A 21,053-nucleotide genomic window follows, 5' to 3' on the forward strand; every position below is an offset into this window, starting at 1 on the left:
GTCTTTGCCCGATCGCTGCCGGAGCGGGCTTGAGGGGCCGGCCGCGCGGCGACATCGTCGATCCGTCGGCCGCCGCCCCTGACCGTGGCCGACCCCGCCCCAGGCGGAAGCGACGACGTCCCGGGCGCCCCCACCCCAACCCGGACGTCGTCGCCAGCCCCTCCATGAAAGGACAGACCATGACCACGATCGGATTGTTCCGGCGCGACGGCGACGGTTTCGTCGGCCGCCTGGCCACCCTGCAGATCGACGCCACCGTCCGGCTGACGCGGGTGGAGAAGGTGTCGGCGCGCGCGCCGGAGTTCCGCGCCTTCGTCGGCGAGAGCGAATGCGGCGCCGGCTGGAAGCCCAACGACCCGGCCAGCGGCGCGGTGCTCAATCTTCGGCTGGACGATCCGACATGGGCCGAGCCGATCGACGCGCGGCTGATGGCGAGGGAGGAGCCCCTGTCGCTAATCTGGATCCGGCGCGCGGAGGACGACAAGCGCGACGAGCGGTCCCGCAACGCGCCGCCCCAGCCCACGCCGCCGCCTGCCGAAGGCTGATGCCGCCAGCGCATCGGCCGATGCGATCCCGGCGACGTCCCTTCGTCGCCGAATTCCACTAGGCTCGCCGCCTGCCGCCGAGGGGGGACGGGCCGATGAGCGACCACGAACTGCGCGATTGCCCGCCGCCCGGCGAGCAAGTCACCGGCTATGATCGCGCCTTCCTGCAGGCCTATCTGCGCTTGCTGGACGCCGCCGCCGCCGGCGCCGACTGGTGCGAGGCGGCGGCCGTGATCCTGGCCCTGGACGTCGAGCGCGATCCTGTCCGCGCCAAGGCCGTCCACGACGCCCATCTCGAACGCGCGCGTTGGATGTCGCGCTCGGGCTATCGGGGTCTCGCCGCGAAGGGCTCGTGAGGGTGATGCCAAGGCGGCATCGGGTGTCGGCGCCGCCGCGGCTTCCCGGTCTCCGCGACGACCGGAAAAACCGGTGAACGCTCAATCAGGGAGCGAACGAGCCGGAGTAGAGCATGTCGCCAGACGCGTCTTCGTGGCGGTCCGCTGAAGCCTACGACTATCTGGACGATTTGCCAGCCGCCGACCTGGCCTGGGAATATCTTCGCCGCAACCCCGACTACCAGCGCGACTTCCAGGCGACGCGATCCGAAGATGAGGACGGCGACGGCGTCGCGCGCTGGGGGCTGCGATTTCCCGGTCGATCCTTCGCTTGACGCCCGCGTCGCGCCGGTGCGCTGGCGCCCCGAACACGATCTTGGACTGCTGGTCGTCGAATCCGCCGCCTGGCCCGCTCACGCGCCGCCGGCGCCCGCGCTGAACCGGCCGTCTCCAGGCGCGATCGACTGGGTCGAGGGCCCCGGCCCCGGCGCCGTCCGCCTGACCTTCCGGCCGGGTTTCCCGCCGACGCCAGGCGAGCCGCTCGCCGCGATCATCCCCCTGGACGGCGCGCTGCCCGCGCGGCTGGCCGCCTTGTCGCGGCTTTGGCGGATCCTCGGCGGCCAGGCGCCGGACGAACCCCTGACGCCCCCGCGTCGAGGCCGGCTGAAGACCATGCTTCGCGCCTTCGATGCCCGGCGTGAGGCCGCCTCCTATCGCCAGATCGCCGCCGGCCTTTACGGCGAGGGGCGCGTCGAGGCCGAGCCCTGGAAGACCTCGTCGCTCAGGGACGCGACCATGCGGCTGGTGCGTGACGCCATGGGCATGGCGGCGGGCGGCTATCTGGCGCTCCTGCGCTGAGACCTCGCGCCGGCGGATCACGATCGGGCCGCGATGCGCCCACGCGTCAGGTCCAACGGCGTCAGGCGCCGGCGGTCAGCTGGAACGGCTTGGGATCGCCGGTCATGTCCGGAACGGTGAACTCGGCGCAAAGACCGGCTTGCGACCAGTCTAGCCGTGCCTGACCTCGCAACTGCCGCTCGATGATCGCGGTGATCATCGCCGAGCCGAACCCTTGTATGCGGCGCGGGCGCGGCGGCGGCCCGCCGGTCTCCTCCCAGGCCAGCTGAAAGCCGAGACCACCGTTGTAGGGCGACCACCGCAAGGCCAGGCCGCCCGTCGACGCCGAGAGGCAGCCGTGGGTTCTGGCGTTGGCGACCATTTCGTGCAGCACCAGCGCTAGGGGTTGGACCAGGGTTGCGCCGACCCGCAGGTCCGGCCCGTCCAAGGTGGCGCGATGCAGGTCCTGGGGAGCGATATGGAGGCGGAGAAGATCGTCCACGCGCGCGGCCTGCCAGCGGCCCTCGGCCAGGAACGCGTGCGCCCTGGCCAGGGCCTGCACCCGCTGCTGAATCGCGGCGGCGTATTGCTTGATGTCTTGCGCGCGGCTCAGGCGCACGATGCCCTCGACGACCGCCAGGGCGTTCATCGCCCGATGATCGATTTCACGCAGCAGGATTCGAACATCCTCGGCCTGGCTGGCCCGGCTCAGATGGTGCTGGGTGACGTCGACCTGGGACCCGAAGTAGTAGAGCAACGCGCCGGTGTCATCTTGGACGGGACTGAGGTTGATCCGGTTCCAGAACGTCGAGCCGTCCTTGCGGTAGTTGAGGATTTCTATCTCGGTCTCGCGCCCCTCGCGGACGGCCTCCCCGAGGGCCTGGATCGCCGCGCGGTCGGTGTCGGGACCCTGCAGGAAACGGCAATTACGGCCGATGACGTCTGTTTCCGAATAGCCCGTCAGGTCCAGAAAGGCCGGGTTGGCCAGGATGATCGGATTGTCGGCTTGCCGAGGGTCGCAGATCACCATCGGCGTGCGCGTGCGATCGACGGCGATGAACACCAGGTCGCGGCGATCGACCGGGCCTTGGTCGGGTGGGGTCGCGTCATTCAAGAGCTCTCTCCCGCCAGCGTCGGCATTTGCTAGGGGCAGAAGAACGCCAGGCTCCGGTGACGGTTGCCCAAGATGGCCGACCCTCCGCATTTCGTCGCGTTGGCGAGGCGCCGGGCTTCGCGTGTCGCCTCTCCCGGTCGATGAGCGGGCCTGTCCGAAGCGCGACGGCCAGCCAGCGCGATCAGGCCGCCGTGTCTATTCGGAGACACCCGCTCTGAAGCGTCGCTATTGAAGCAACTAAAATCCGCAGCTCGAATTGAGTCGGCTATCCGACGCATTGGCGTTTTGGCGCGCGGACGGGGCTAGGGGCGTTTTGATGGTCGACGAGAGCGATGAGGCCGCACCCCCGTCCGCCGAGGCGTCGCTCGCCGCAACGCCGCTGGCGGTGCTCGTCGTCGAGGACGATGTCCTGGTTCGCATGCTGGCCTGCGACATCCTCAAGGACGGTGGCTATGACGTCCTTGAGGCGGTCGGCGCGGGCGAAGCGCTCACCCTGCTCGATGCCCGCCCGGATATCGCGCTGATCTTCACCGACGTCGACATGCCAGGCGAGATCAACGGCCTGGGCCTTGCTCGTCTCGTCGCCTTGCGAACGCCGGCGCTTCCGGTTCTCATCACCTCCGGCGCGGCGAGCGTGGCCCAGGCCGACGTTCCGTTGAACGGCCGCTTTCTTGAAAAGCCATACTCGCCCTCGAGACTGCTCGAGATCGTGGAGGCCATGACGCAGCCCTAGCCGCCTTTCCATGCCGGCCTTCGCGCACCGCGATCCGTCCGCGCGCTAGACCGGCCGGGGTGCATTTTTGGCGCGCCGGTCTTCGCACTCCGCCTCCATGGCGCGCCTTCGCCAGGCTCTCCAGGTCCTCGCCCCGCCATCCCGGCGGGCGCTGGCAGACCCTGGAGACCTCGCATGTCCGCCACGCCGATCGCCGGTGCGCCACGCTTCGTGCGCACGCAGCAAGCCGCCGCCTATCTCGGCCTGTCCCACCGCACCCTCGAAAAGCACCGGACCTACGGCACCGGTCCGGCTTACCGAAAGCTCGGCGGCCGCGTCGTCTACGCCATGGAGGACCTGCAGGCTTGGGCCGATCGTGGCGCCCAGGTCTCGACCAGCGACCCGGGCGCCGGCGCGGTCCTGCCGGCCAAGCGCCACGACGCGATGGCCCGCCCCAACGCGGCGGGTCTGGCTTGACCATGGCCCGCAAGCCCGCCTTCGCGGCTGGGGAGGCCGAGCGGCTCGACCCGTTCGTCATCGCCGCCGGCGACGCCAGTCCCCGCGACCAGCGCGACCTGATGGAGCGTCCCTTCTTCTCGCTGTCGAAGTCCCGGCGCACCCGGCCCATCCTCTATCGGGCCGGCGCCGTCGAGGTGCAGGTCCACGGTCTGGCCGAGCACGGCATGGCCACGATCTGGGACGCCGACCTCCTGATCTGGGCCGCTTCCCAGATCGTCGAGGCCGAGGATCACGGCCTACGCACCTCCCGACGCCTGCGCTTCACCCCCTACCAGCTGCTGACCGCCATCGGACGCGAAACCGGCGCGACCGACTATCGCCGGTTCAAGGCCGCGCTGGTGCGCCTGCAGTCGACCGTGGTGGCCACGTCGATCCGCCAGGGCGAGCACTGGCGCCGCCACCAGTTCTCCTGGATCAACGAATGGGAGGAACGGTCCCTCCGCGACGGCCGGGTCGAGGGCGTGGAGATCATCCTGCCCGACTGGTTCTATCGCGGCGTCGTCGACCGCTCGCTCGTGCTGTCCATCGACCCCCTCTACTTCCGCCTGTCGGGCGGTATCGAGCGCTGGCTCTACCGAGTGGCGCGCAAGCACGCCGGCCGCCAGCCCGGGGGCTGGCTGTTCGAGATGGCTCACCTGCACCACAAGTCCGGCAGCTTGGCGCGCGCCTCCGATTTCGCGCTGGACGTCCGTCGCATCGTCTCGCGCCAGCCCCTGCCCGGCTACCGCCTGTCGCTCGACTGGCAGGCCGGCCGCGAGCGGCTGCGGATCCTGCCCCTGGTCGCCGAGATCGTCCTGTCGCCGGCCGCCGGACCGGGGGGCGAGACTGTGGATGGGCTCGGGCGATCGGGCGCACGCCCTATCGGGCCATCGGGCGCGGCGCTATCGGGCGATCAGGCGCACGGTGAAGCCATAAGGCCAGCGCCGTCCGGGGCTTACGCCGGCCGTAACCTAGACTCTAACCCTGACTCTAACTTTCAGGAGGGCGGGCCTGTGGACGGCCTGGCCTGGTCCGGCGCCGCGCGCGAGCGCCGGCCGGCGCGGGCGGGGCGCCGATGATCGTCGCCCTCCTCAACCAGAAGGGCGGCGTGGGCAAGACCACCCTGGCCCTGAACCTGGCCGGACGCTGGGCGGCGCAAGGCCGGCGCGTCGTGCTGGTCGACGCCGATCCGCAAGCCTCGGCCCTGGACTGGGCCCAGGCGCGGGCCCACGCGGGGCTGGCGCGCATCTTCGGGGTCGTGGGCCTGCCGCGCGACACCCTGCACCGCGAGGCCCCGGAGCTGGCGCGCGGCCACGACCACCTGGTCATCGACGGCCCGCCCCGGGTCGCGGCGCTGATGCGTTCGGCCCTGCTGGCCGCCGACCTCGTCCTGGCCCCGGTCCAGCCTTCGCCGCTCGACGGCTGGGCGTCCGAGGAGATGCTGCGACTGGTCGAGGAGGCGCGGCTTTATCGCCCGGACCTGAAGGCGCGCTTCGTCCTCAATCGCTGCCCGGCGCGCACCGTCATCGCCCGCGAGACCGCCCTGGCCCTGGCCGGCCCCGAGCCGGGCGTGCTGCGCCAGCAGGTCGGCCAGCGGGTAATCTTCGCCCAGGCCGCGCGCGAGGGGCGCCTGGCCGCCGAACTGGCGCCGCTGGGCGCGGCCGCCCGCGAGATCGCGGGCCTGGCCGCCGAGATCGAAGGCCTTCTGCCGTGAGCGACAAGCCCTTCGCCGCGCGGCCCGCGGCCGTCGACGCCTGGGTCAAGGCCGCCCCTGCCGCCGCGCCGGTCGCCACGCGCTTCACCGCCCGCCTGACGATCGACGTCACGCCCGCCTGCCGGGCCCGCATCAAGATCGCCGCCTTCGGCCGCGGCCAGACCGTGGCCGACATGGTCCGCGACCTGTTCGATCGCGAGTTTCCGGAGACCCAGGCGTGACCCGCGCCCTGACCTACGGCGATGCGAATCCACGGACTTCCGTGGATCTCGTCTGGCGGCAAGGCCAGGTCGAGCACTGGCTGCGCTTTGGTCGTCCGGTCGAGGAGGTCGTCCACGACCGTCGCTGGCGCACCGCCTGGTTCGCGCCCGGGGCGCTGCTGGCCGTCGTGCGCTGGCAGGGCGGCGACTACGGCACGACCCGGTCGGCCCTCGACATCCTGGTCGCCGCGTCGCCGGGAGCGGCGATCACGACCCGGCCGGGCGTAGCGCCCGGCGCGGTCCTGCTCGCCGCCTTCGAAGGCTGGACCCGGGTCCGGCGCGGGTTGGAGGCCATCGATGCGGTCGAGGCGGCGGGTTTCTCGCCGCACGCCATCGCGCCCGACTATTGGCGCCACGTCCATAACCGCATCGCCGCAGGATTGCCGCCGCGCGCCTATGATCAGGTGCGGCATCGCGCCTGGCGGCTCCGCCGCAGGCTGCAGTCATGAGGCGGGTCCTTGCGCTGGTGGCCAGCGGGACGGCCTGCCTGCTCCTGGCCCGCCCGCCGTCGCCGCCGCGCTGGATGTGGAACGCCACCGCCAGCGTCCCGGTGGGCCTCTACGCCCTGACGCCGCCGACGGGCCTTCGGCGCGGCGACCTAGTGGCGATCGACCCGCCCGGGCCGCTGGCCGCGCGCCTGGCCGACCAAGGCTTGTTGCCGCCCGGCGTGCCGCTGCTCAAGCCGGTGGCGGCGCAGGCCGGGCAAGTGGTCTGCCGCTGGGGCGGGGTGGTCTCGATCGACGGCGCCACGGTGGCGATCGCCCGCGCGCGCGACGGCCTCGGTAGATCCCTGCCGGGCTGGAGCGGGTGCCGGCGCCTGGACGACGACGATCTCTTCGTTCTCAGTCCCGCGCCGGGCAGCTACGACGGACGCTACTTCGGAGTCCTGCCGACGAGCGCGGTGATCGCCCGGGCCCGCCCCGTGTGGATCCCCAAGCCGTCGCGGAGCCGGCCGTGAGCGGGTCGGCCATCGGGCGGTCGGCCGGCGTCGTGGCGGCGATCGCCGTCCTCGTGCTGTGGCCCGAACCGGGCCGGGCGCAGGACCGCAACGCCTACCGGGCGCAGGTGGAGACTGCGGCGGCGCGCTACGGCTTGCCGGCCGACCTGCTGTGGACCGTGCTCCAGGTCGAGAGCGCGGGCGATCCTTCGGCCGTGTCGCGGGCCGGCGCCATGGGCCTGATGCAACTGATGCCCGGCACCTGGCGCGCCTGGCGGGCCCAGCTGTCCCTGGGCGACGATCCCTTCGATCCCCACGACAACATCGTGGCCGGCGCGGCCTATCTGCGGTGGCTGCGGGACCGGTACGGCGCCGAGGGGTTCCTGGCCGCCTACAACGCCGGGCCCGGCCGCTACGAGCAGAGCCTGGCGGGCAGGCCCCTGCCAGCCGAGACCAGGGCCTATGTCGCGCGGCTGAGGTCGTGGAGCGGGCAGCCGGCTCCGGTCGATTGGCGCCAGGCCGGCGTGTTCGCCTCGGCCTGGCCGCGCGGCCTGGGCGCCCCGGTCGAGGCCGAAGGCCTGTTCGCACCGAGATGGGCGGAGGCGGTGGGGCGATGATCGGGCGGATCGGCAGGGCGCATTGCGACGAAGGCTGGCGGGTCGATGGGCGATGGCCAGATAAAACGACCGCCGTCGGTCCGGTCGCCATCCCTTGCGGGGCTTGGGGTCGGCGCGCCGTCGCCGCGGGGGCGGCGCGGGCGCTTTGGCCTGAAGGCCAAGGATTTCAAGGCTTCGAGCGCCGTCGGCGGCTTGCGTGGACGCCATGAGCGAGTTCGAGGACGATTTCCTGCTGCGGCCCGGCCGCGTCGGCGGCCAGGGCGAGGGCCGCGCGGCCGGCGGCTTCCTGGGTCAGGTCCGGCGCGCCACGCAGCGGGCTTGTGATCCAGGGGCCGGCCGCCGCCGGGGTGGGGCCGGCCGCGCCAAGGCCGGACGCGGCCGCGGGCTGGGCGCGGCCTCGCGCGACGGCGCCGGTCGGCGGCGCGTCGTGGTCAAGGCGCGCATCGTCCGCCACGCCGGGGCGCGCTATCGCGCCGCGCCGCTCGCGCGCCACATCCGCTATCTCGAGCGCGAAGGCGTGACCCGCGACGGGGCGCCGGCGCGGATGTTCGACGCCGGATCCGAGCAGGCCGACGTCGCCGCCTTCGCAGAGCGCTGCGACGACGACCGCCACCATTTCCGGTTCATCGTCTCGCCCGAGGACGCCGGGGAGATGGCCGATCTGCGCGCCTTCACGCGCGAGCTGATGGGGCGGGCCGAGCGTGACCTGGGCACGCGACTGGACTGGGTGGCGGTCGATCACTGGAACACCGACAACCCGCACGTCCATGTCCTGGTCCGCGGCCGCGCCGACGACGGCCGCGACCTGGTGATCGCCGGTCCCTACATCTACCAGGGCCTGCGCGACCGGGCCCAGGATCTGGTCACCCTGGAGCTGGGACCCCGCAGCGCGCGGGAGATCGAGGCGGCCCTGGACGCGGAGGTCGGCGCGGATCGCTGGACGGACCTGGACCGAGACCTGCGCCGGCGCGCCGGGCTCGGCGACGGGGTCGTCGACCTTCGTCCAGGCGGCGACGCCGGCGGCCCGGCGCCGAGAAGGCTCCTCGGACGCGCCGCGCATTTGGAGGCGCTCGGCCTGGCCCAGCCGATCGGCCCAGGGCGCTGGCGGCTCGATCGAGACCTGGAGGTGCGCCTAAAGGACCTGTCGATCCGAGGCGACATCATCAAGACCCTGCACCGGGCCATGGCTCGCGAGGGACGGGCGATGGATCCCGCGCGGGCCGTGCTGCACGAGGAGGCTTCGACCGCTCCGGTGATCGGCCGCCTGGTGGAACGGGGCCTGCGCGACGAGCTGTCCGGCGCCGCCTACGCCATCGTCGATGGCCTCGACGGCCGCCAGCATCACCTATCGTTCGCCGATCTCGAGGAGACGAGCGACGCGCGGCCGGGCAGCGTGGTCGAGCTGCTGGCGCTCCAGGGACGCGATGGGCGTGTCTCCCGCAGCCTGGCGGTGCGCAGCGATCTTTCCATCGAGGGCCAGGTCAACGCTCGCGGCGCCACCTGGCTCGACCATCAGCTGGTGCGCCGGCGCTGGCGCGGGCTGGGCCAGGGCGCCGGCTTTGGCGGCGAGGCGGCCGCAGCAGCCGAGCGGCGGGTCGCGGTGCTGGTCGAGCGCGGCCTGGCCCATCGCAAGGGCGGGCGCGTGACGTTCGCGCCGGCGATGCTGGCGAAGCTTCGCGACCAGGAGCTGGAGGCGGCCGGGGCGCGGCTGGCCGCCGAGACCGGCAAGCCGGTCAGGGCGGCGGACCCGGCCGCGCCGGTCGGCGGCGTCTACCGCCGGCGCCTGGACCTGGCCTCGGGCCGGTTCGCGATGATCGACGACGGCCTTGGCTTCCAGCTGGTTCCCTGGCGGCCGAGCCTGGAGCCTCATCTGGGCCGGGCCGTCATGGGACGCGCCGTGCCGGGCGGCGGCCTCGACTGGACCCCGGGTCGCGGGCGAGGGCCCGGCCTATGACGTCTCGTCGTCGGGCGGCTTGGGCAGGTCCAGGCGTACGGCGTTTTGGGCGAGCCACGCGTCGGTGTCGGCCTTGGCGGCCAGGGCCTGGGCCGACAGGTCCTTGAACATCGTGCGGTAGGCCGACAGCAGGGTGCTGGTCTCCAGCAGGCTGATCGCATCGCCCGTGCTCTCGACGAACTCCTGCAGGGCGACCAGCCAGGCGATCATCGCCTTGTTCTGCGCGACATAGGCGGCGAACTCGGGCCGGCCGATCTGCACCGAGGCCAGGACCCCGAATGGGTCGCAGTCGATGGCCGCGCCGAAATTGAGCACGTGGTCGATGTTGAGGTGTCCGCCACCGGACTCGAAGTTCTGGTAGCCGCGCACGGAAAGGCCGAGCGCCTGGGCGAGATCCTGGGTTTTGGCCTTGCGGATGCCGCGGACCGCCCTCAGGGCGTCGGACAGCAGCTGACCTCGTTTCTTCGCGCTCCGATCCTTACCGCTCATCCAACTCACGCATACAAAGCCTCTACCTGGGGTGGCAGTGTTTGCCGTCTTGGTGGTCGCGGTCAACGCGCGCACGACAGCGCGCATCTCGACAGCCGCGCGACCGCGTGCGCGACGGCATTGGCGACGGGGTTATGTCGTTCCTTAGTAAAGCTAAATCAAGAGGCGCAAATTCTCTGCGTATAGGCGCACATATTGTGCGTATATAGAGACTAGAATTCCATATCTTCTAGTTGAATTGTGACGCGCGTGCGACTAATCGTGTATTGTGGCGTGCCGAAATGTAATCCAGCGTGCGCTCGCGGCCCTGGAGTTTCGCTTGAGACATGCTTCCCCCGGCAAGCCCAAGGATCCGTTCAGCCTAGCCTTGGACACCCTGCGCGTGCGCCTCGGCGGCGGGCGCCTGATCCTGGGCGAACCCCTGACGATCACCGACCTGGCCCAGGAGCTGGGCCTGAGCGCCACGCCGGTCCGCGAGGCCCTGTCGCGCCTGGCCGGCGAGGGCCTGATCGAGGACCGGCGCGGGCGCGGCTATTTCGCCAAGCGCCTCGACGTCGCCGACCTCGTCGAACTCTATGGATTGCGGCGGCTCTACCTGGTCGAAGCCGCCGCGGACGCCAGCCTCGACGACCTGGCCGCGATCCTTCGGGAGATCGGCTCCGGCCAGTCCGGGCTCGCCCCCGCGCAGCAGGCCTATGAGCGGCTGGTCGCCGGGGCGGGCAACCGCGTGCTCATGGACGCCTGCCGCATCGTCTTCGAGCGCCTGATCGGCGCGACCCGCGCCGAGGCGGCCCTGTTCGATGCGACCGCGGAGTGGGCGGAGCTGGCCGAGGCGATGGCGCGCGGGGCGAGCGTCCTGGTCGAGGTGATCGTCCGTCATCACCGCGGCCGGCAAGGCCGGGCTGGGGAGATCGTTCGCGCAATGCGCGCGTATTCGAATATATCGTCGTTATAGGTGCAATATACTGCCAATGCAGGGTGGTGCGGCGCTCGATGCTCACGCCGCAATGACGCGGCATACATCGAGAGGAGCGCGTGATGACCAAGACCCGCAAGTTCCGCCTGGTTCGCCTCGGCGACGCCAAGGTCCTGACCCAGGGCCAGGGCGACCAGAACTTCGAGATCAACACCCTGCCCGGCAAGGACGTCGGCTGATCTCGCCGGGCGTCGCCCCGCGGCGGCGCCCGATCCGCCCAACCGCCGGGCGATGGCCCGGCCCGGTCCAAGGAGGAACGCCATGTCGGCGATCCGCAAAGTCCGTTTCGTCAAGCTCGGCGACGCCAAGCGCCTGACCCATGGGGGTGGGGACCACGGCGTCGACTGGCTGGCCCAGCCGATGGAGCCGCAAGGCTGACGAACGCGGGCGGCGGCCCCGCCGCCGCCCCTCTTCCTGGAAACGTCCATGCACTTGCGTCCCGACGTTCACGCCGCCCGGGTGGGGCAGGACATCGTCCTGCTCGACGTCGGCCGCGGTGAATATCTCTGCCTGGCCGACGCGGCCCAGGCCTTCGAGCTTCCGCCGGCCGGGCCGGCCAGGATCCTCGACCCGGACCTCGCCGAGGACGCCGCGGCGCTGGGCCTGCTCGGCGGCGGCGCCCAACGGCCGGTGTCGTGGCCGGCGGCCCCGCGCGCCGACCTGCCGACCGACGCCGGCCGAGCGATCGGCCCGCGCGACCTGGCCGACGGCCTTGCCGTCTTCGCCGCCCTGCTGCGCCACTACTACGGCCGGGCCTTTCCCTATCTCGTCGCCTATGCCCAAAGGCCTCGCGCGGCGGCCGCGCCCGTCCGGCTCACCCCGGCCCTGACCGACCAGGTCCAGGCGTTCCGCCGGCTCCTGCCCTGGGCGCCGTTCCAGGGCGTGTGCCTCTACCGGTCGTTCCTGCTGCTGGCCTTCCTGCGGCGGCGAGGCCTGGATGCGCGCTGGGTGTTCGGCGTGCGGACCTGGCCGTTCGAAGCCCATTGCTGGCTGCAGGCCGACGACGTGGTGCTCGACGACACGCTCGACCACGTCCGTCCCTTCACGCCGATCTTCGCGGTGTAGCCATGGACGACTATGCGGTCCTCACCTGGCGTCCCGGCGATCCCGCGGCGGACCGGCCGCTGGCGGCGGCCCGTCGGACGCTGGCGGCCATGGCCTGGACGATAGCCGGCGAGCAGCCCGGCCTCGAGGTCTGGGCCCCGGCGACGGACGCCCCCGCGCTGTTCGTCTCGCCGGGCCAGGACGGCCTGATCGTCGGCAGGCTCTTCGGCGCGGCCGAACCGGCCTGGCGGCCCCATCCGGTCGCCTGCGCCGAGGCTCTGTGCGCGGCGGTCTGGGGACGATACGCGGCGGTCTTCCGAGACCCCGGCGGCGCGGCGACGGCGGTGTTCCGGGACCCGTCCGGGGGGCTCGAAGCCCTGGCCTGGACCTGCGACGGGCTCGCCATCGTCGCCTCGGACCTTCCCGGCCTGCTCGAAGCCGCTCCCCCCGCCGACCTGGCGATCGACTGGCGGCGGATCGGCGCGGCCCTAGCCGATCCGATCGCCCTGGCTGGCGCCTGCCCTCTGGCCGGCGTGACGACGGCCACGCCCGGCGCGCTGCGGCCTCTGGACGGCGGTCCCGAAATCCCGATCTGGCGGCCCGCCGACTTCGCGCGGCGGAGCCTGCCCGACACCGCCGAGACCCGCGCCGGCCTGGTCGACGCCGTCGATGTGGCCGTCTCGCACTTGGCCCGGCCCGGCGGACGCGCGGTCGCCGAGGTGTCGGGCGGCCTCGACTCCTCAATCGTCGCCAGCGCCCTGGTGCGGGTCCCGTCACTCGAGGTCGCCGCGTGGATCCACTATTTCGTCGACGACGCCGGGGCGGACGAGCGGCGCTATGCCCGGGCGACGGCGCGCCATCTGGGCCTCGACCTCAGCGAGGTTCCCAAGGCCAGCTTCGGCCTGAAGCTGGACGGCCGGGCCGCGGCGGCCGACGGGATCCGGCCGAGCGTGGCCAGCGCCGACGCCCACTACGACCAGGACCTGGCCGAGCGCTGCCGGCGTCTGGGCGCGACGCAGATCTTCAGCGGGCTGGGCGGGGATACGGTTTTCATGCAAGGCGGAAGTCCGCTGCTGGCCGCCGACGACTACTGGAACCAGCCCTGGCGCCTGGACCTGGGGCCGGCCCTGGAGATCGCGCGCCACGCCCGCCGTTCCGTCTGGTCGGTCTGGCGCGCGGCCCAGGTGTCGCGCTTCAAGCCCGAGCCGCGGCCCTATCGCAGCGCGACCGGCCATCTGATCGACGCGGCCCGCGCGCCGGGCCGGCGTGATCCGCCGCACCCGTGGATGGCCGGCGGCCGCGGCGTGGCGCCGGCCAAGCGCCGGCAGATGATGCACCTGGCCCACCAGCTGCTGGTCACCGGCCGGACCGCGCGCGGCCGGCAGGCCCAGATCGTCAATCCGCTGCTGTCCCAGCCGGTCATGGAGACGTGCCTGAGCCTCTCGGCCCGGGCGCTGACCCATGGCGGCGACGACCGCGCCATGGCCCGCCAGGCGTTCCGCGAGCGCCTGGCCCCCGAGGTCTTCGCACGCCGATCCAAGGGCGACCTGGGTCGGCACTACGGCCGGGCGATCGCCGAGGACCTGGACGCGGTGCGCGGCCTGCTGCTCGACGGGGCGCTGGTCGGGGCCGGCCTGGTCGACCCCGACAAGCTCGACGCCCTGCTGACCCCGGAGACCTTGATCTGGAAGGGGCCCTATCGCGAGGTGCTCGACATGGTCATGCTCGAACAGTGGGCCCGCTCATGGAGCCGGCGCCTGGCGCGCCTCGGCCGGGCGCCCCTCGCCGAGCGCCTGGTCGAGCCAGCCTAGGACCTCCGCATAGAGCCGGCGGACATTGCCCGGCGCGGTGATCACGTGACCTTCGCCGAAGAAGGTCAGCAGCCGGGCGTCCTTGCCCTGGCGATAAAGGGCCGCGAACATCTCCCCGCCCTGGCCGTCGCTGTATTCGTCCAGGTCCCCGTAGGCGAGCAGGACCGGCGCGGTGATCTTGTCGGCGTGGAACAGCGGGCTGTTGGCGACGTAGCGGTCGGGGACCGCCCAGGGCGGTCCGCCGACCCGCATCTGCCCGGTCTCGATGTAGCTGCCGCGCGGCGTGAAGAAGAGACCTTCGTCGGGCGTGGTCTGGATCACATAGGTTCCCCAGGCGCTGGCCAGGTCGGCGATGCCCGAGGTGCAGACGATGGCCTTGAAGCGGTCCGACTGGGTCGCGGCGGCGAGCACCGCATGGCCGCCGAAGCTGTGGCCCCACAGCGCCACGCGCCGCGTGTCGGCCAGGCCCGCCGCCCCGACCGCGTCGACCACCGACAGGATCTGGTTGGCCAAGCCCTCGGCCGGCGCGTCGGGATATCGCCCGCGCGGCAGGCTCGGATAGAGCACCGCATAGCCGTGTCCGGCCAAGACCTGGGCCGAGACGTTGGTCAGGGGTGAGCCGGGCCGGGCGTCGGTCGGCGGCGAGGTCGGCGAATGGAGCGGGCCGCCGGGATAAGGCAGGACGACCAGCGGCGGCGGGTGGTCGGCGCGCCAGCCCGGCGGCAGGACCACCCAGCTGGTCAGGGTCTCGCCGTCGGGACCCTTGTGGGTGACCGGGCGCATCTGGCCGAACGTCACCGCGGCCAGCTGCGGATTGAGCGTCAGGACGTCGGTGGCCGTTCCGCCGGCCTGCACGCGGATGGTCTCGACGCCGTGATCGTCGCGTTCGGCCGAGACCGCGACGCCCGTCGGACCGGCGAGGATCGTCTGCTCGCCGGCCGGCCCGAGGTCGTGGTCGCCCGTGGCGTCGAGGCGCACCAGGCGCCGGCCGTGGCGTACCAGGATCGTCTCGCCCTGGACGAGCTTGGCCAGCGTGGGGCGGCCGCTGTCGCCCAGCGGCGTCGCCGGGAGCGGCGCGGCGTCGTTGAGCTTGCCGGCCTGTCCCGCCCCCAACCGCAGGACCGTCCCGGAGCCCGCCACCAGCAGGCGGCCCCGGGCGTCGGCGACGATCTTGCTCGGCGCCGTCGTCCCGGCCGGCAACAGCGGGGTGACCCCGGCCTTGCCGATCCGCAGCCAGGCGGCGGGCGCGGTGTCGGGGTCCTGGCTTCGGCGACCCAGGACCGCCGGCGCCTCGCCGACCCAGCCGGCCTGGATGATCTCGAAGCCTTCATAGGTGCTTTCCGGCGCCGCCTGGACCTGGTCGAGGCTCTCCACATCCAGGCCGCCCCGCCTCGGGGTGATGACGGCCAGCTGTCCGGCCGGCGCCGACGCGGCGCCGCGGCGCACATAGACGAGCAGGCGATCGGATCCCGGGGCCCAGGCCATCAGGAAGGGCGAGAGCATGCAGTCGCCGCAGCCGGGCAGGACGCGGCCGGCGTCGAGGTCGGCGACGACGAGGTCGCGGCGGCGGGCCATCGTCCCACCGCGGATCGCCTCGTTCCCATGGGGCTGCACGTCCGTCCCGGACCGGAAGGCGGCCACGAACCGGCCGCTCGACGAGAGCTCCAGATCCAGGAAGTCGCCGGTCGCCAGCGGCGTGACGGCCCCGGTCTCGACGTCGATCCGCGCCAGGGTCTTGCGCGGGCCTTCCGCCCCACGATCGAGGAACCGGCCGCTGCCGATCGCCAGCACGCTGGGGCCGCCGTCGACGGCCGTGACCGCCCGGGCCGCGGCGGTGAACGGTGCGCGTTGCCAGCCGCGCCGAAGCAGGAAGTGCGGATCTTGCGGAGGCGCGACGATCGCCACGATCTGGTGGTTGGAGCGCCACTGCGCGGTGCGGCCGAAGAGGGGGAGGTCCACGCCTACCCCCAGCCAGCGCACCTGGCCCGTGGCGATCTCGACCACGCCGGCTTCCCATTGGTGCTCGCGCAGCCGGTTGACCAGCAGTCGCCGCCCGTCCGGCGAAAAGGCCCCGGCCGTGTAGCCGGCCGCGTCGTCCTGGGCCAGCAGGGGCGTGGCCTCGCCGGGGCGGGTCAGGTCGACGCGATAGAGGCGGCGCGCGGCGTAGGGATAGACCGCGTCGTAGTCGAAGCGGGGCGCATAGGCCTGGCCGCGGGTCACCGACAGGACCAGCCAGCGTCCGTCCGGCGAGATGCCGAGACTGGCGCGGCGGTCGACCTTCAGGAGGTCGTCGGCGGTGAAGGGCCGCGCCTGGGCGGCCAGGGCGATGAACGCGCAGCACAGCGCCGCGCACCGCAGGAGCAGTCGCATGACAATTTGCCTTGATGGAGGAAGGAGGCCGAGGGGCGCGCCTCGGCGCGCCCCTCGGCTAGGCGGTCACCAGCGCTTGCTGAGCTGGATGGCCACCGTGCGCCCGAGAACGTCGGCGTTGGTGGGGTCGTAGCCGACGCCGTCGGGCGAGTCGTAGAACGGTGGCTTGGTCCCCAGCAGGTTCTGCACCACCAGGCCCGCCGACAGATCGCTCAGGAACCCGTCGCGCGACGGCGAGGTCCAGCGCAGCTGGGCGTCGGCCGTGGTCCACGAGCCGATGCGGGCTCCGGACGAGGCCTCGTAGTCGTCGGCGTAGCGCAGCGAGAGGCTGGTCGTGAACGGTCCGTGGGTCCAGGACGCGCCGACGACCGCCCGCAGGTCGATGGGAAAGCCCGCCAGGTCGACGAAGTCGGTCGACGGGGCGGTCGGGCTGATCTTGCGGCTGTACTCGAAGAGATAGGAGAGGTTGGCCGTCAGCTCGACACGGTCGCCGCCGACCGCCAACGGCCACTGGCCCGTGACGTCCAGGCCCCGCACGTCGAGTTCGCCGGCGTTGAGGTTGCGCGCGTCGATGATCGCGCCGTAGGCGGTGGCGGGAAAGAGCTTGGGCGAGGAGCTGGTCGAGGCGTCGATCAGGGCCTGGGCGTCGGCCATGTCGGTGGCGTTGCTGGCGCTCAGGCGGCGCACGAACGCCGCATAGATCGGGTTCTTCAGGGCGTTGAGGATGTCCTCGTAGACCGGGTGACCCACCTGGTTGGAGAAGCGGGTGTCGAAATAGGTCACGCCGAGCTTGACGCCGGGCCGGCCGGGCGGCGCCAGGTCGATCCCCGTGGTCCAGGACTTGGCCGTCTCCGGCTCGAGCGCCAGGTTGCCGCCGGTCTGGATCAGGCTGAGCGTGCTGCCCGACGTGTCGGGCACGAAGGTCGCGCCGATCAGGTAGGGCTCGTAGAGGTCGGCCAGGGTCGGGGCGCGGAACGAGGTGCCGTAGCTGGTGCGCAGGGTGACCCCTTGAACCGGCTCCCACAGCACCCCGACCTTGGGATTGCGGGTCACGCCGAAGTCGCTGTAGCGCTCGATGCGGCCGGCCACGGACAGCTCCAGCCGCCGCGCCCCGGCGATCTCCTGGTGCGGGCCGATCAGCGGCACGCGCAGTTCGGCGAAGGCGGAGCCGACGTCGCGGTCGAAGAGGGCGCCGTCGGTGTTGGTGACCACGGCGCCGGAGGTCAGGTAGGTGTTGCGGACCAGGAAGTCCTCGTGGCGCAGCTGGCCGCCGGCGGCCAGCTTGAGGGGGCCGCCCGGCAGTTCCAGCAGCGTGCCGTCGACCTTCAGGTTCACCGACGAGACGCGGTTGCGCCGCCAGTGGCGCTGGTAGCCGCTGTTGATGAAGTCGGTGACGACCTTGGCGTTGTTGGCGCCGTCGCCATAGGGATTGAAGTAGCCGTCGCGGGCCGCCGAGAAGCTGGTCGCCGGATCGTCGGCCACCGAGCCCAGGGCCTCGCGCAGGAAGCCGCTGTTGAGCGCGTTGTTCATCAGGCGCGTGCCCTCGTCGGCCGAGAAGGCGGCATAGGCTTCGGCTCGCCAGGTCCGGCCGAAGTCCCGCGTCGCCCCGGCCGACAGGCCCAGGTTCTGCGCCGTGCCGTTCAGCCGCCGCTGGCCCAGGGCCCCGATGAAGTCGTAGGCGATCAGCTGCGAGGACTCGCCGGCGACCGACACGAAGTTGGGGTTGGCCCGGTTGACCGTCAGGATGGTCGAGGTCCCGCCCTGCAGGTAGCTGTAGCGCCGCCGCGAATAGAGGGCGTCGGCCGACAACTCGAACCCGCCGAGCGACTGGCTGACCGTCGCGTAGAGGCTGGTGCGCTCCTGCTTGGGCAGGGTGTCGGCCCCGCTTCGCGGATCGCCCTTGTTCATCGTCCCGGCCACGAAGTCGGCCGGCGTCAGGCCGGTGGACTTGGACGGAATGGCGTAGAGCGGCACATAGGCGCCGGCCGCGGCGCTGTAGGCGACGATGTTGCCGGGATTGGAGAACTGCACCCGGTGGTCGGTCCCGCCGAGCGGGCGCAGGTCGCTGCTGGCGGTCTGGTCGCGCGACAGCGACGACAGCGGATCGCGCTGGTAGTACTCGGCCGAGACCACGGCATGGCCCGACGACCAGGCCGCGCCGAAGGTGTGGCCGAACTGCAGTTCCTGGGCGTCGCCGCCCTGGGTCACGCTCGAGCGAAAGCGGGTCTCCGAGCCCTTGAAGTCCTGGCGCAGGAAGACGTTGACCACGCCGCCCACCGCGTCGGCGCCGTAGAGGGCCGAGGCGCCGTCGAGCAGGACGTCGACATGGCCGATCGCGCCAGTCGGGATGGCCGAGACATCGGCGAAGTTGCCCTTCAGGCCGGTCCCGGCCATGCGCCGCCCGTTGATCAGCACCAGGGTCGCCGAATTGCCCAGGCCCCGCAGGTTGACCCCGGTCGCCGCCGAGTCGTTGACGAAGGTGCGGTCCGAGCCGAGCAGCTGGCTGGTCGGCGTCGCGCCGCCGCCGAAGTTCTGGGGCAGGGCGGCGAGCGCCTCGGCGAGGTTGGCGTGGCCGCCCTTGTCGATCGCGTCGCGGTCGAAGGTGATGACCGGAGACGGTCCCTGGCCGGCGCCGCGGATCAGCGACCCGGTGACCACCAGGGCCTCGACCTCGGCCGTCTCGGCGGGCGGACCGGCCGCGGCCGGGTCAAAAGGGTCGGCGGGCGCTCCCGAAGCGGCCATGCCGCCGCGCGGCTTGAGCACCAGGGCGTTGGCGCCGCGGCGCACGTCGATGGGCAGGCCCCGGAGCAGCTCGCCCAGCGCCTGGTCGGGCGCGAGCCTGGCCTTCAGGCCCGGCGAGCGCAGGCCCGCCACCAGCTGCGGCGAATAGGCCAGCTGTCGTCCGCTCTGGGCGGCGAAGGCCTGCAGGGCCCCGTCCAGCGGCCCGGCCGGGATGTCGAAGTTGACGGTCTGCGCCTGCTGGATCGGCGCGGCCAGGGCCGGCGCGGCGGCGAACGGGCCGGCGGCCAGCGAGGCGGCGATGCCCGCCAGGAGGTGGTGCTTTAAGGTGGTGCTACGCACGTGAAGGGTCCCCTCTCGACGTGCGCGCGGCGTCCGTCGCCAGACGGATCTTCTGTGCACGGCGCGTCACGTCGGGGGATTGACGCGCCAGCGTCGCGTCTCCCCTGGCGGCTCCTTCAAAAAACTTCACTTCGTCCCGTGATCGGTCCCTGCGATGGTCAGGCGGATCTCGTTCTGGGCCGGCCGCTCGATCCTCAGCTCGTTCAATTCCGCCATGGAACTGACGAAGGCCTCGGTGTCGCCGGCGTTGAACGCGCCGCTGACAGGAGATTTGGCCAGGTCGCCGACGTCTAGAACAATCCGGACTCGATTGTAGCGATTGACCTCGGCGACCGCCTCCTCGAGCGGGGCGGCCTGGAAGATCAGGCGTCCGCTGGTCCAGCTGGTCGCGGCGGCCACGTCGACCGACCGCGGCGCGGGGGCCGGATCCTCCGTCGACACCGCTTGTCCCGGCGCCAGCCGCCAGCGGCCGGGCGCGCCGGGCTTGGCCGCCCGCACCTCGACCGATCCCTTGACCAGGTTGACCCGCGCGCCGTCGCCCTCGCGGCTGACGTCGAAGCGGGTGCCCAGCGCGGTGACCGACGTCTCGCCGGCCTGGACCACGAACGGCCGCGCGCCGTCGTGGGCCACGTCGAAGAAGGCGCGCCCGCGCTCAAGGACGATGTCGCGGCGCGCTTTCGAGATCCGCACCGAGATCCGGCTGGCGGCGTCCAGCTTGACGCTGGAGCCGTCGGCCAACTGTAAGAGGCGCTGTTCGCCGACGTCCGTCGAATAGCCCGGCGGGGCGAAGATGCGCCAGCCGACGACACCGGCGATGACGGTGCTGGCCACGGCCACGCCCAGGCCGAGGATCGCCCGGCGCTGCGAGCGTGTCGCGCTGGCCCGGTCGCGCGCGGCCTGGATCGCGGCCTGGATCTCCGGATCGGCTTTGACCGCCTGGCTCTGTCGCCAGAAGGCATCGACCTCGTCGTAGGCAGCCCGGTTGCCGGGCTCTTTGTACCAGAGCCGATGCGCCGCGAGGTCGGCGGCCGGAACGTCGCGCTTCTTCAGGCGCGCGAACCAGTCGGCGGCCTCCTCCCGCGCCTTGTCCGTGGGGGCGATCGAAACGGTCATGGACGCCTCCTCAGTCCTGGATGCGCTTGAGGCAGTGGCTGACGGCCTTGCTCAAGCGCCATTCCACCGACTTCACCGATAAACCACAGCGTGCAGCGATCTCTTCATAGGTCAATCCATCGAAGCGGCTCAAGACGAAGACGTCGCGATAGGGCTCGGGGATCGACAGGATGGTCTCCTTGACCACCAGGTCGTCGAGCGCCCCGGCCATGATGCTGGCCGGTGAGGGCCCGCGCAGGAGGTCGTCTGCATGGCGCCCCCGCACCGCGCGACGACGCAGGACGTCGCGCGCCAGGTTGGACGCCATGCGCATGAGCAGCGCCTGCGGCCGGTGGACGACGCTGGCCTGGGCGGCCAGGCGGGCATAGGCCTCCTGGACGATGTCGTCGGCCTCGGCCTCGAACCCGCGCCCGAAGCGGCGGCGCAGCGCCGCGGCCAGCCATTTGGCGTGGCGCCGATAGAGCAGGTCGAGGCCGGGAGCGTCGTTCCACGCCGCCTCGGGTTGCGTCGCCGCCTGGGGGACCTTCTGCTCCATCGCCCTTCTCCTCGATAGGAAGGGGCTGTGGGAAACACCAGGGCCGGCAAGGGCGCGCGGCCGCGGATGCGGACACGTTCACGCGCACCGGGAGACCGGGCGCGAGCGCGC

At 72.2% G+C, this 21,053-nt stretch carries 21 protein-coding genes and 1 pseudogene; 16 read left to right on the forward strand and 6 right to left on the reverse strand.

What is annotated here, in order from left to right:
* Positions 1-179 precede the first annotated feature (179 nt).
* The 4 genes from BR39_RS0111440 to BR39_RS26990 all read left to right on the forward strand — a co-directional run bounded on the left by BR39_RS0111440 (position 180) and on the right by BR39_RS26990 (position 1,738).
* Positions 180-545, forward strand: coding sequence for a DUF736 family protein (locus BR39_RS0111440; RefSeq protein ID WP_081916684.1), 366 nt, complete (start codon positions 180-182; stop codon positions 543-545).
* Positions 546-640: 95 nt separating this feature from the next.
* Complete coding sequence (locus tag BR39_RS0111445; protein WP_029911528.1) at positions 641-901, forward strand: DUF2285 domain-containing protein; 261 nt, start codon at positions 641-643, stop codon at positions 899-901.
* Between the two features lie 113 nt (positions 902-1,014).
* A complete protein-coding gene (locus BR39_RS26985; protein WP_081916686.1) occupies positions 1,015-1,215 on the forward strand; it encodes a transcriptional regulator domain-containing protein in 201 nt (66 codons plus the stop codon).
* A complete protein-coding gene (locus BR39_RS26990) occupies positions 1,154-1,738 on the forward strand; it encodes a DUF2285 domain-containing protein (RefSeq protein ID WP_029911530.1) in 585 nt (194 codons plus the stop codon). Before BR39_RS26985 ends, BR39_RS26990 begins: the two co-directional genes overlap by 62 nt.
* A 61-nt stretch (positions 1,739-1,799) precedes the next feature.
* Here BR39_RS26990 and BR39_RS0111455 read toward each other — a convergent pair whose 3' ends face one another.
* Positions 1,800-2,831: a PAS domain-containing protein gene (locus BR39_RS0111455; RefSeq protein WP_051695450.1), complete on the reverse strand. Its 1,032-nt coding sequence runs from the start codon at positions 2,829-2,831 to the stop codon at positions 1,800-1,802.
* Positions 2,832-3,147: 316 nt separating this feature from the next.
* Between BR39_RS0111455 and BR39_RS0111460 the strand changes: the two genes are divergently transcribed.
* The 9 genes and pseudogenes from BR39_RS0111460 to BR39_RS0111500 all read left to right on the forward strand — a co-directional run bounded on the left by BR39_RS0111460 (position 3,148) and on the right by BR39_RS0111500 (position 9,523).
* Positions 3,148-3,564 carry a response regulator gene (locus BR39_RS0111460; RefSeq protein ID WP_081916740.1) on the forward strand — a complete coding sequence of 139 codons (417 nt, stop codon included), beginning with the start codon at positions 3,148-3,150 and terminating at the stop codon, positions 3,562-3,564.
* Between the two features lie 174 nt (positions 3,565-3,738).
* The gene (locus BR39_RS0111465; RefSeq protein WP_029911540.1) at positions 3,739-4,020 is read left to right on the forward strand and encodes an AlpA family transcriptional regulator; all 282 of its coding nucleotides are present in this window, start codon (positions 3,739-3,741) and stop codon (positions 4,018-4,020) included.
* A gap of 2 nt (positions 4,021-4,022) precedes the next feature.
* Positions 4,023-4,802: pseudogene (locus BR39_RS0111470) on the forward strand (replication initiator protein A); the annotation flags it as partial.
* Between the two features lie 314 nt (positions 4,803-5,116).
* Positions 5,117-5,755 (forward strand): ParA family partition ATPase, encoded by a 639-nt coding sequence (gene parA, locus BR39_RS0111475; protein ID WP_029911546.1) that lies wholly within the window; start codon positions 5,117-5,119, stop codon positions 5,753-5,755.
* Positions 5,752-5,976, forward strand: a complete 225-nt coding sequence (locus BR39_RS0111480) for a hypothetical protein (RefSeq protein ID WP_029911548.1) — start codon at positions 5,752-5,754, stop codon at positions 5,974-5,976. Before parA ends, BR39_RS0111480 begins: the two co-directional genes overlap by 4 nt.
* Before the next feature lie 41 nt (positions 5,977-6,017).
* Positions 6,018-6,464: a DUF2840 domain-containing protein gene (locus BR39_RS0111485; protein ID WP_231499439.1), complete on the forward strand. Its 447-nt coding sequence runs from the start codon at positions 6,018-6,020 to the stop codon at positions 6,462-6,464.
* A complete protein-coding gene (locus tag BR39_RS0111490; RefSeq protein ID WP_029911553.1) occupies positions 6,461-6,973 on the forward strand; it encodes a S26 family signal peptidase in 513 nt (170 codons plus the stop codon). Before BR39_RS0111485 ends, BR39_RS0111490 begins: the two co-directional genes overlap by 4 nt.
* The gene (locus tag BR39_RS0111495; protein WP_197026677.1) at positions 6,970-7,569 is read left to right on the forward strand and encodes a lytic transglycosylase domain-containing protein; all 600 of its coding nucleotides are present in this window, start codon (positions 6,970-6,972) and stop codon (positions 7,567-7,569) included. The genes BR39_RS0111490 and BR39_RS0111495 overlap by 4 nt, the downstream gene beginning before the upstream one ends.
* A gap of 205 nt (positions 7,570-7,774) precedes the next feature.
* The gene (locus BR39_RS0111500; protein WP_029911560.1) at positions 7,775-9,523 is read left to right on the forward strand and encodes a DUF3363 domain-containing protein; all 1,749 of its coding nucleotides are present in this window, start codon (positions 7,775-7,777) and stop codon (positions 9,521-9,523) included.
* Here BR39_RS0111500 and BR39_RS0111505 read toward each other — a convergent pair.
* Positions 9,518-10,012, reverse strand: coding sequence for a transcriptional regulator (locus BR39_RS0111505; RefSeq protein ID WP_029911563.1), 495 nt, complete (start codon positions 10,010-10,012; stop codon positions 9,518-9,520). The two genes, BR39_RS0111500 and BR39_RS0111505, sit on opposite strands and share 6 nt — an antisense overlap.
* 367 nt (positions 10,013-10,379) lie before the next feature.
* Here BR39_RS0111505 and BR39_RS0111510 point away from each other — a divergent pair, with 367 nt between their 5' ends.
* From BR39_RS0111510 to BR39_RS27350, 3 genes are all read left to right on the forward strand, one after another.
* Positions 10,380-10,967 carry a GntR family transcriptional regulator gene (locus BR39_RS0111510; RefSeq protein ID WP_051695454.1) on the forward strand — a complete coding sequence of 196 codons (588 nt, stop codon included), beginning with the start codon at positions 10,380-10,382 and terminating at the stop codon, positions 10,965-10,967.
* Between the two features lie 447 nt (positions 10,968-11,414).
* The gene (locus BR39_RS0111525) at positions 11,415-12,053 is read left to right on the forward strand and encodes a lasso peptide biosynthesis B2 protein (protein ID WP_029911569.1); all 639 of its coding nucleotides are present in this window, start codon (positions 11,415-11,417) and stop codon (positions 12,051-12,053) included.
* A 2-nt stretch (positions 12,054-12,055) separates the two neighbouring features.
* Complete coding sequence (locus BR39_RS27350; protein ID WP_029911571.1) at positions 12,056-13,843, forward strand: asparagine synthase C-terminal domain-containing protein; 1,788 nt, start codon at positions 12,056-12,058, stop codon at positions 13,841-13,843.
* Here BR39_RS27350 and BR39_RS0111535 read toward each other — a convergent pair.
* From BR39_RS0111535 to BR39_RS0111550, 4 genes are all read right to left on the reverse strand, one after another.
* Positions 13,775-16,213 (reverse strand): prolyl oligopeptidase family serine peptidase, encoded by a 2,439-nt coding sequence (locus tag BR39_RS0111535; protein WP_029911574.1) that lies wholly within the window; start codon positions 16,211-16,213, stop codon positions 13,775-13,777. The two genes, BR39_RS27350 and BR39_RS0111535, sit on opposite strands and share 69 nt — an antisense overlap.
* Before the next feature lie 66 nt (positions 16,214-16,279).
* Entirely contained in the window at positions 16,280-19,294 is a 3,015-nt protein-coding gene (locus BR39_RS0111540) for a TonB-dependent receptor (RefSeq protein ID WP_029911578.1), read from the reverse strand.
* Positions 19,295-19,420: 126 nt separating this feature from the next.
* On the reverse strand, positions 19,421-20,407 hold the full coding sequence (locus tag BR39_RS0111545; protein ID WP_029911581.1) for a FecR domain-containing protein: 987 nt from the start codon (positions 20,405-20,407) through the stop codon (positions 19,421-19,423).
* A gap of 10 nt (positions 20,408-20,417) precedes the next feature.
* Entirely contained in the window at positions 20,418-20,942 is a 525-nt protein-coding gene (locus tag BR39_RS0111550) for an RNA polymerase sigma factor (RefSeq protein ID WP_051695457.1), read from the reverse strand.
* Between the last annotated feature and the right edge of the window lie 111 nt (positions 20,943-21,053).

The sequence above is a fragment of the Caulobacter sp. UNC358MFTsu5.1 genome (genome assembly GCF_000712075.1).
Taxonomy (GTDB): Bacteria; Pseudomonadota; Alphaproteobacteria; order Caulobacterales; family Caulobacteraceae; genus Caulobacter.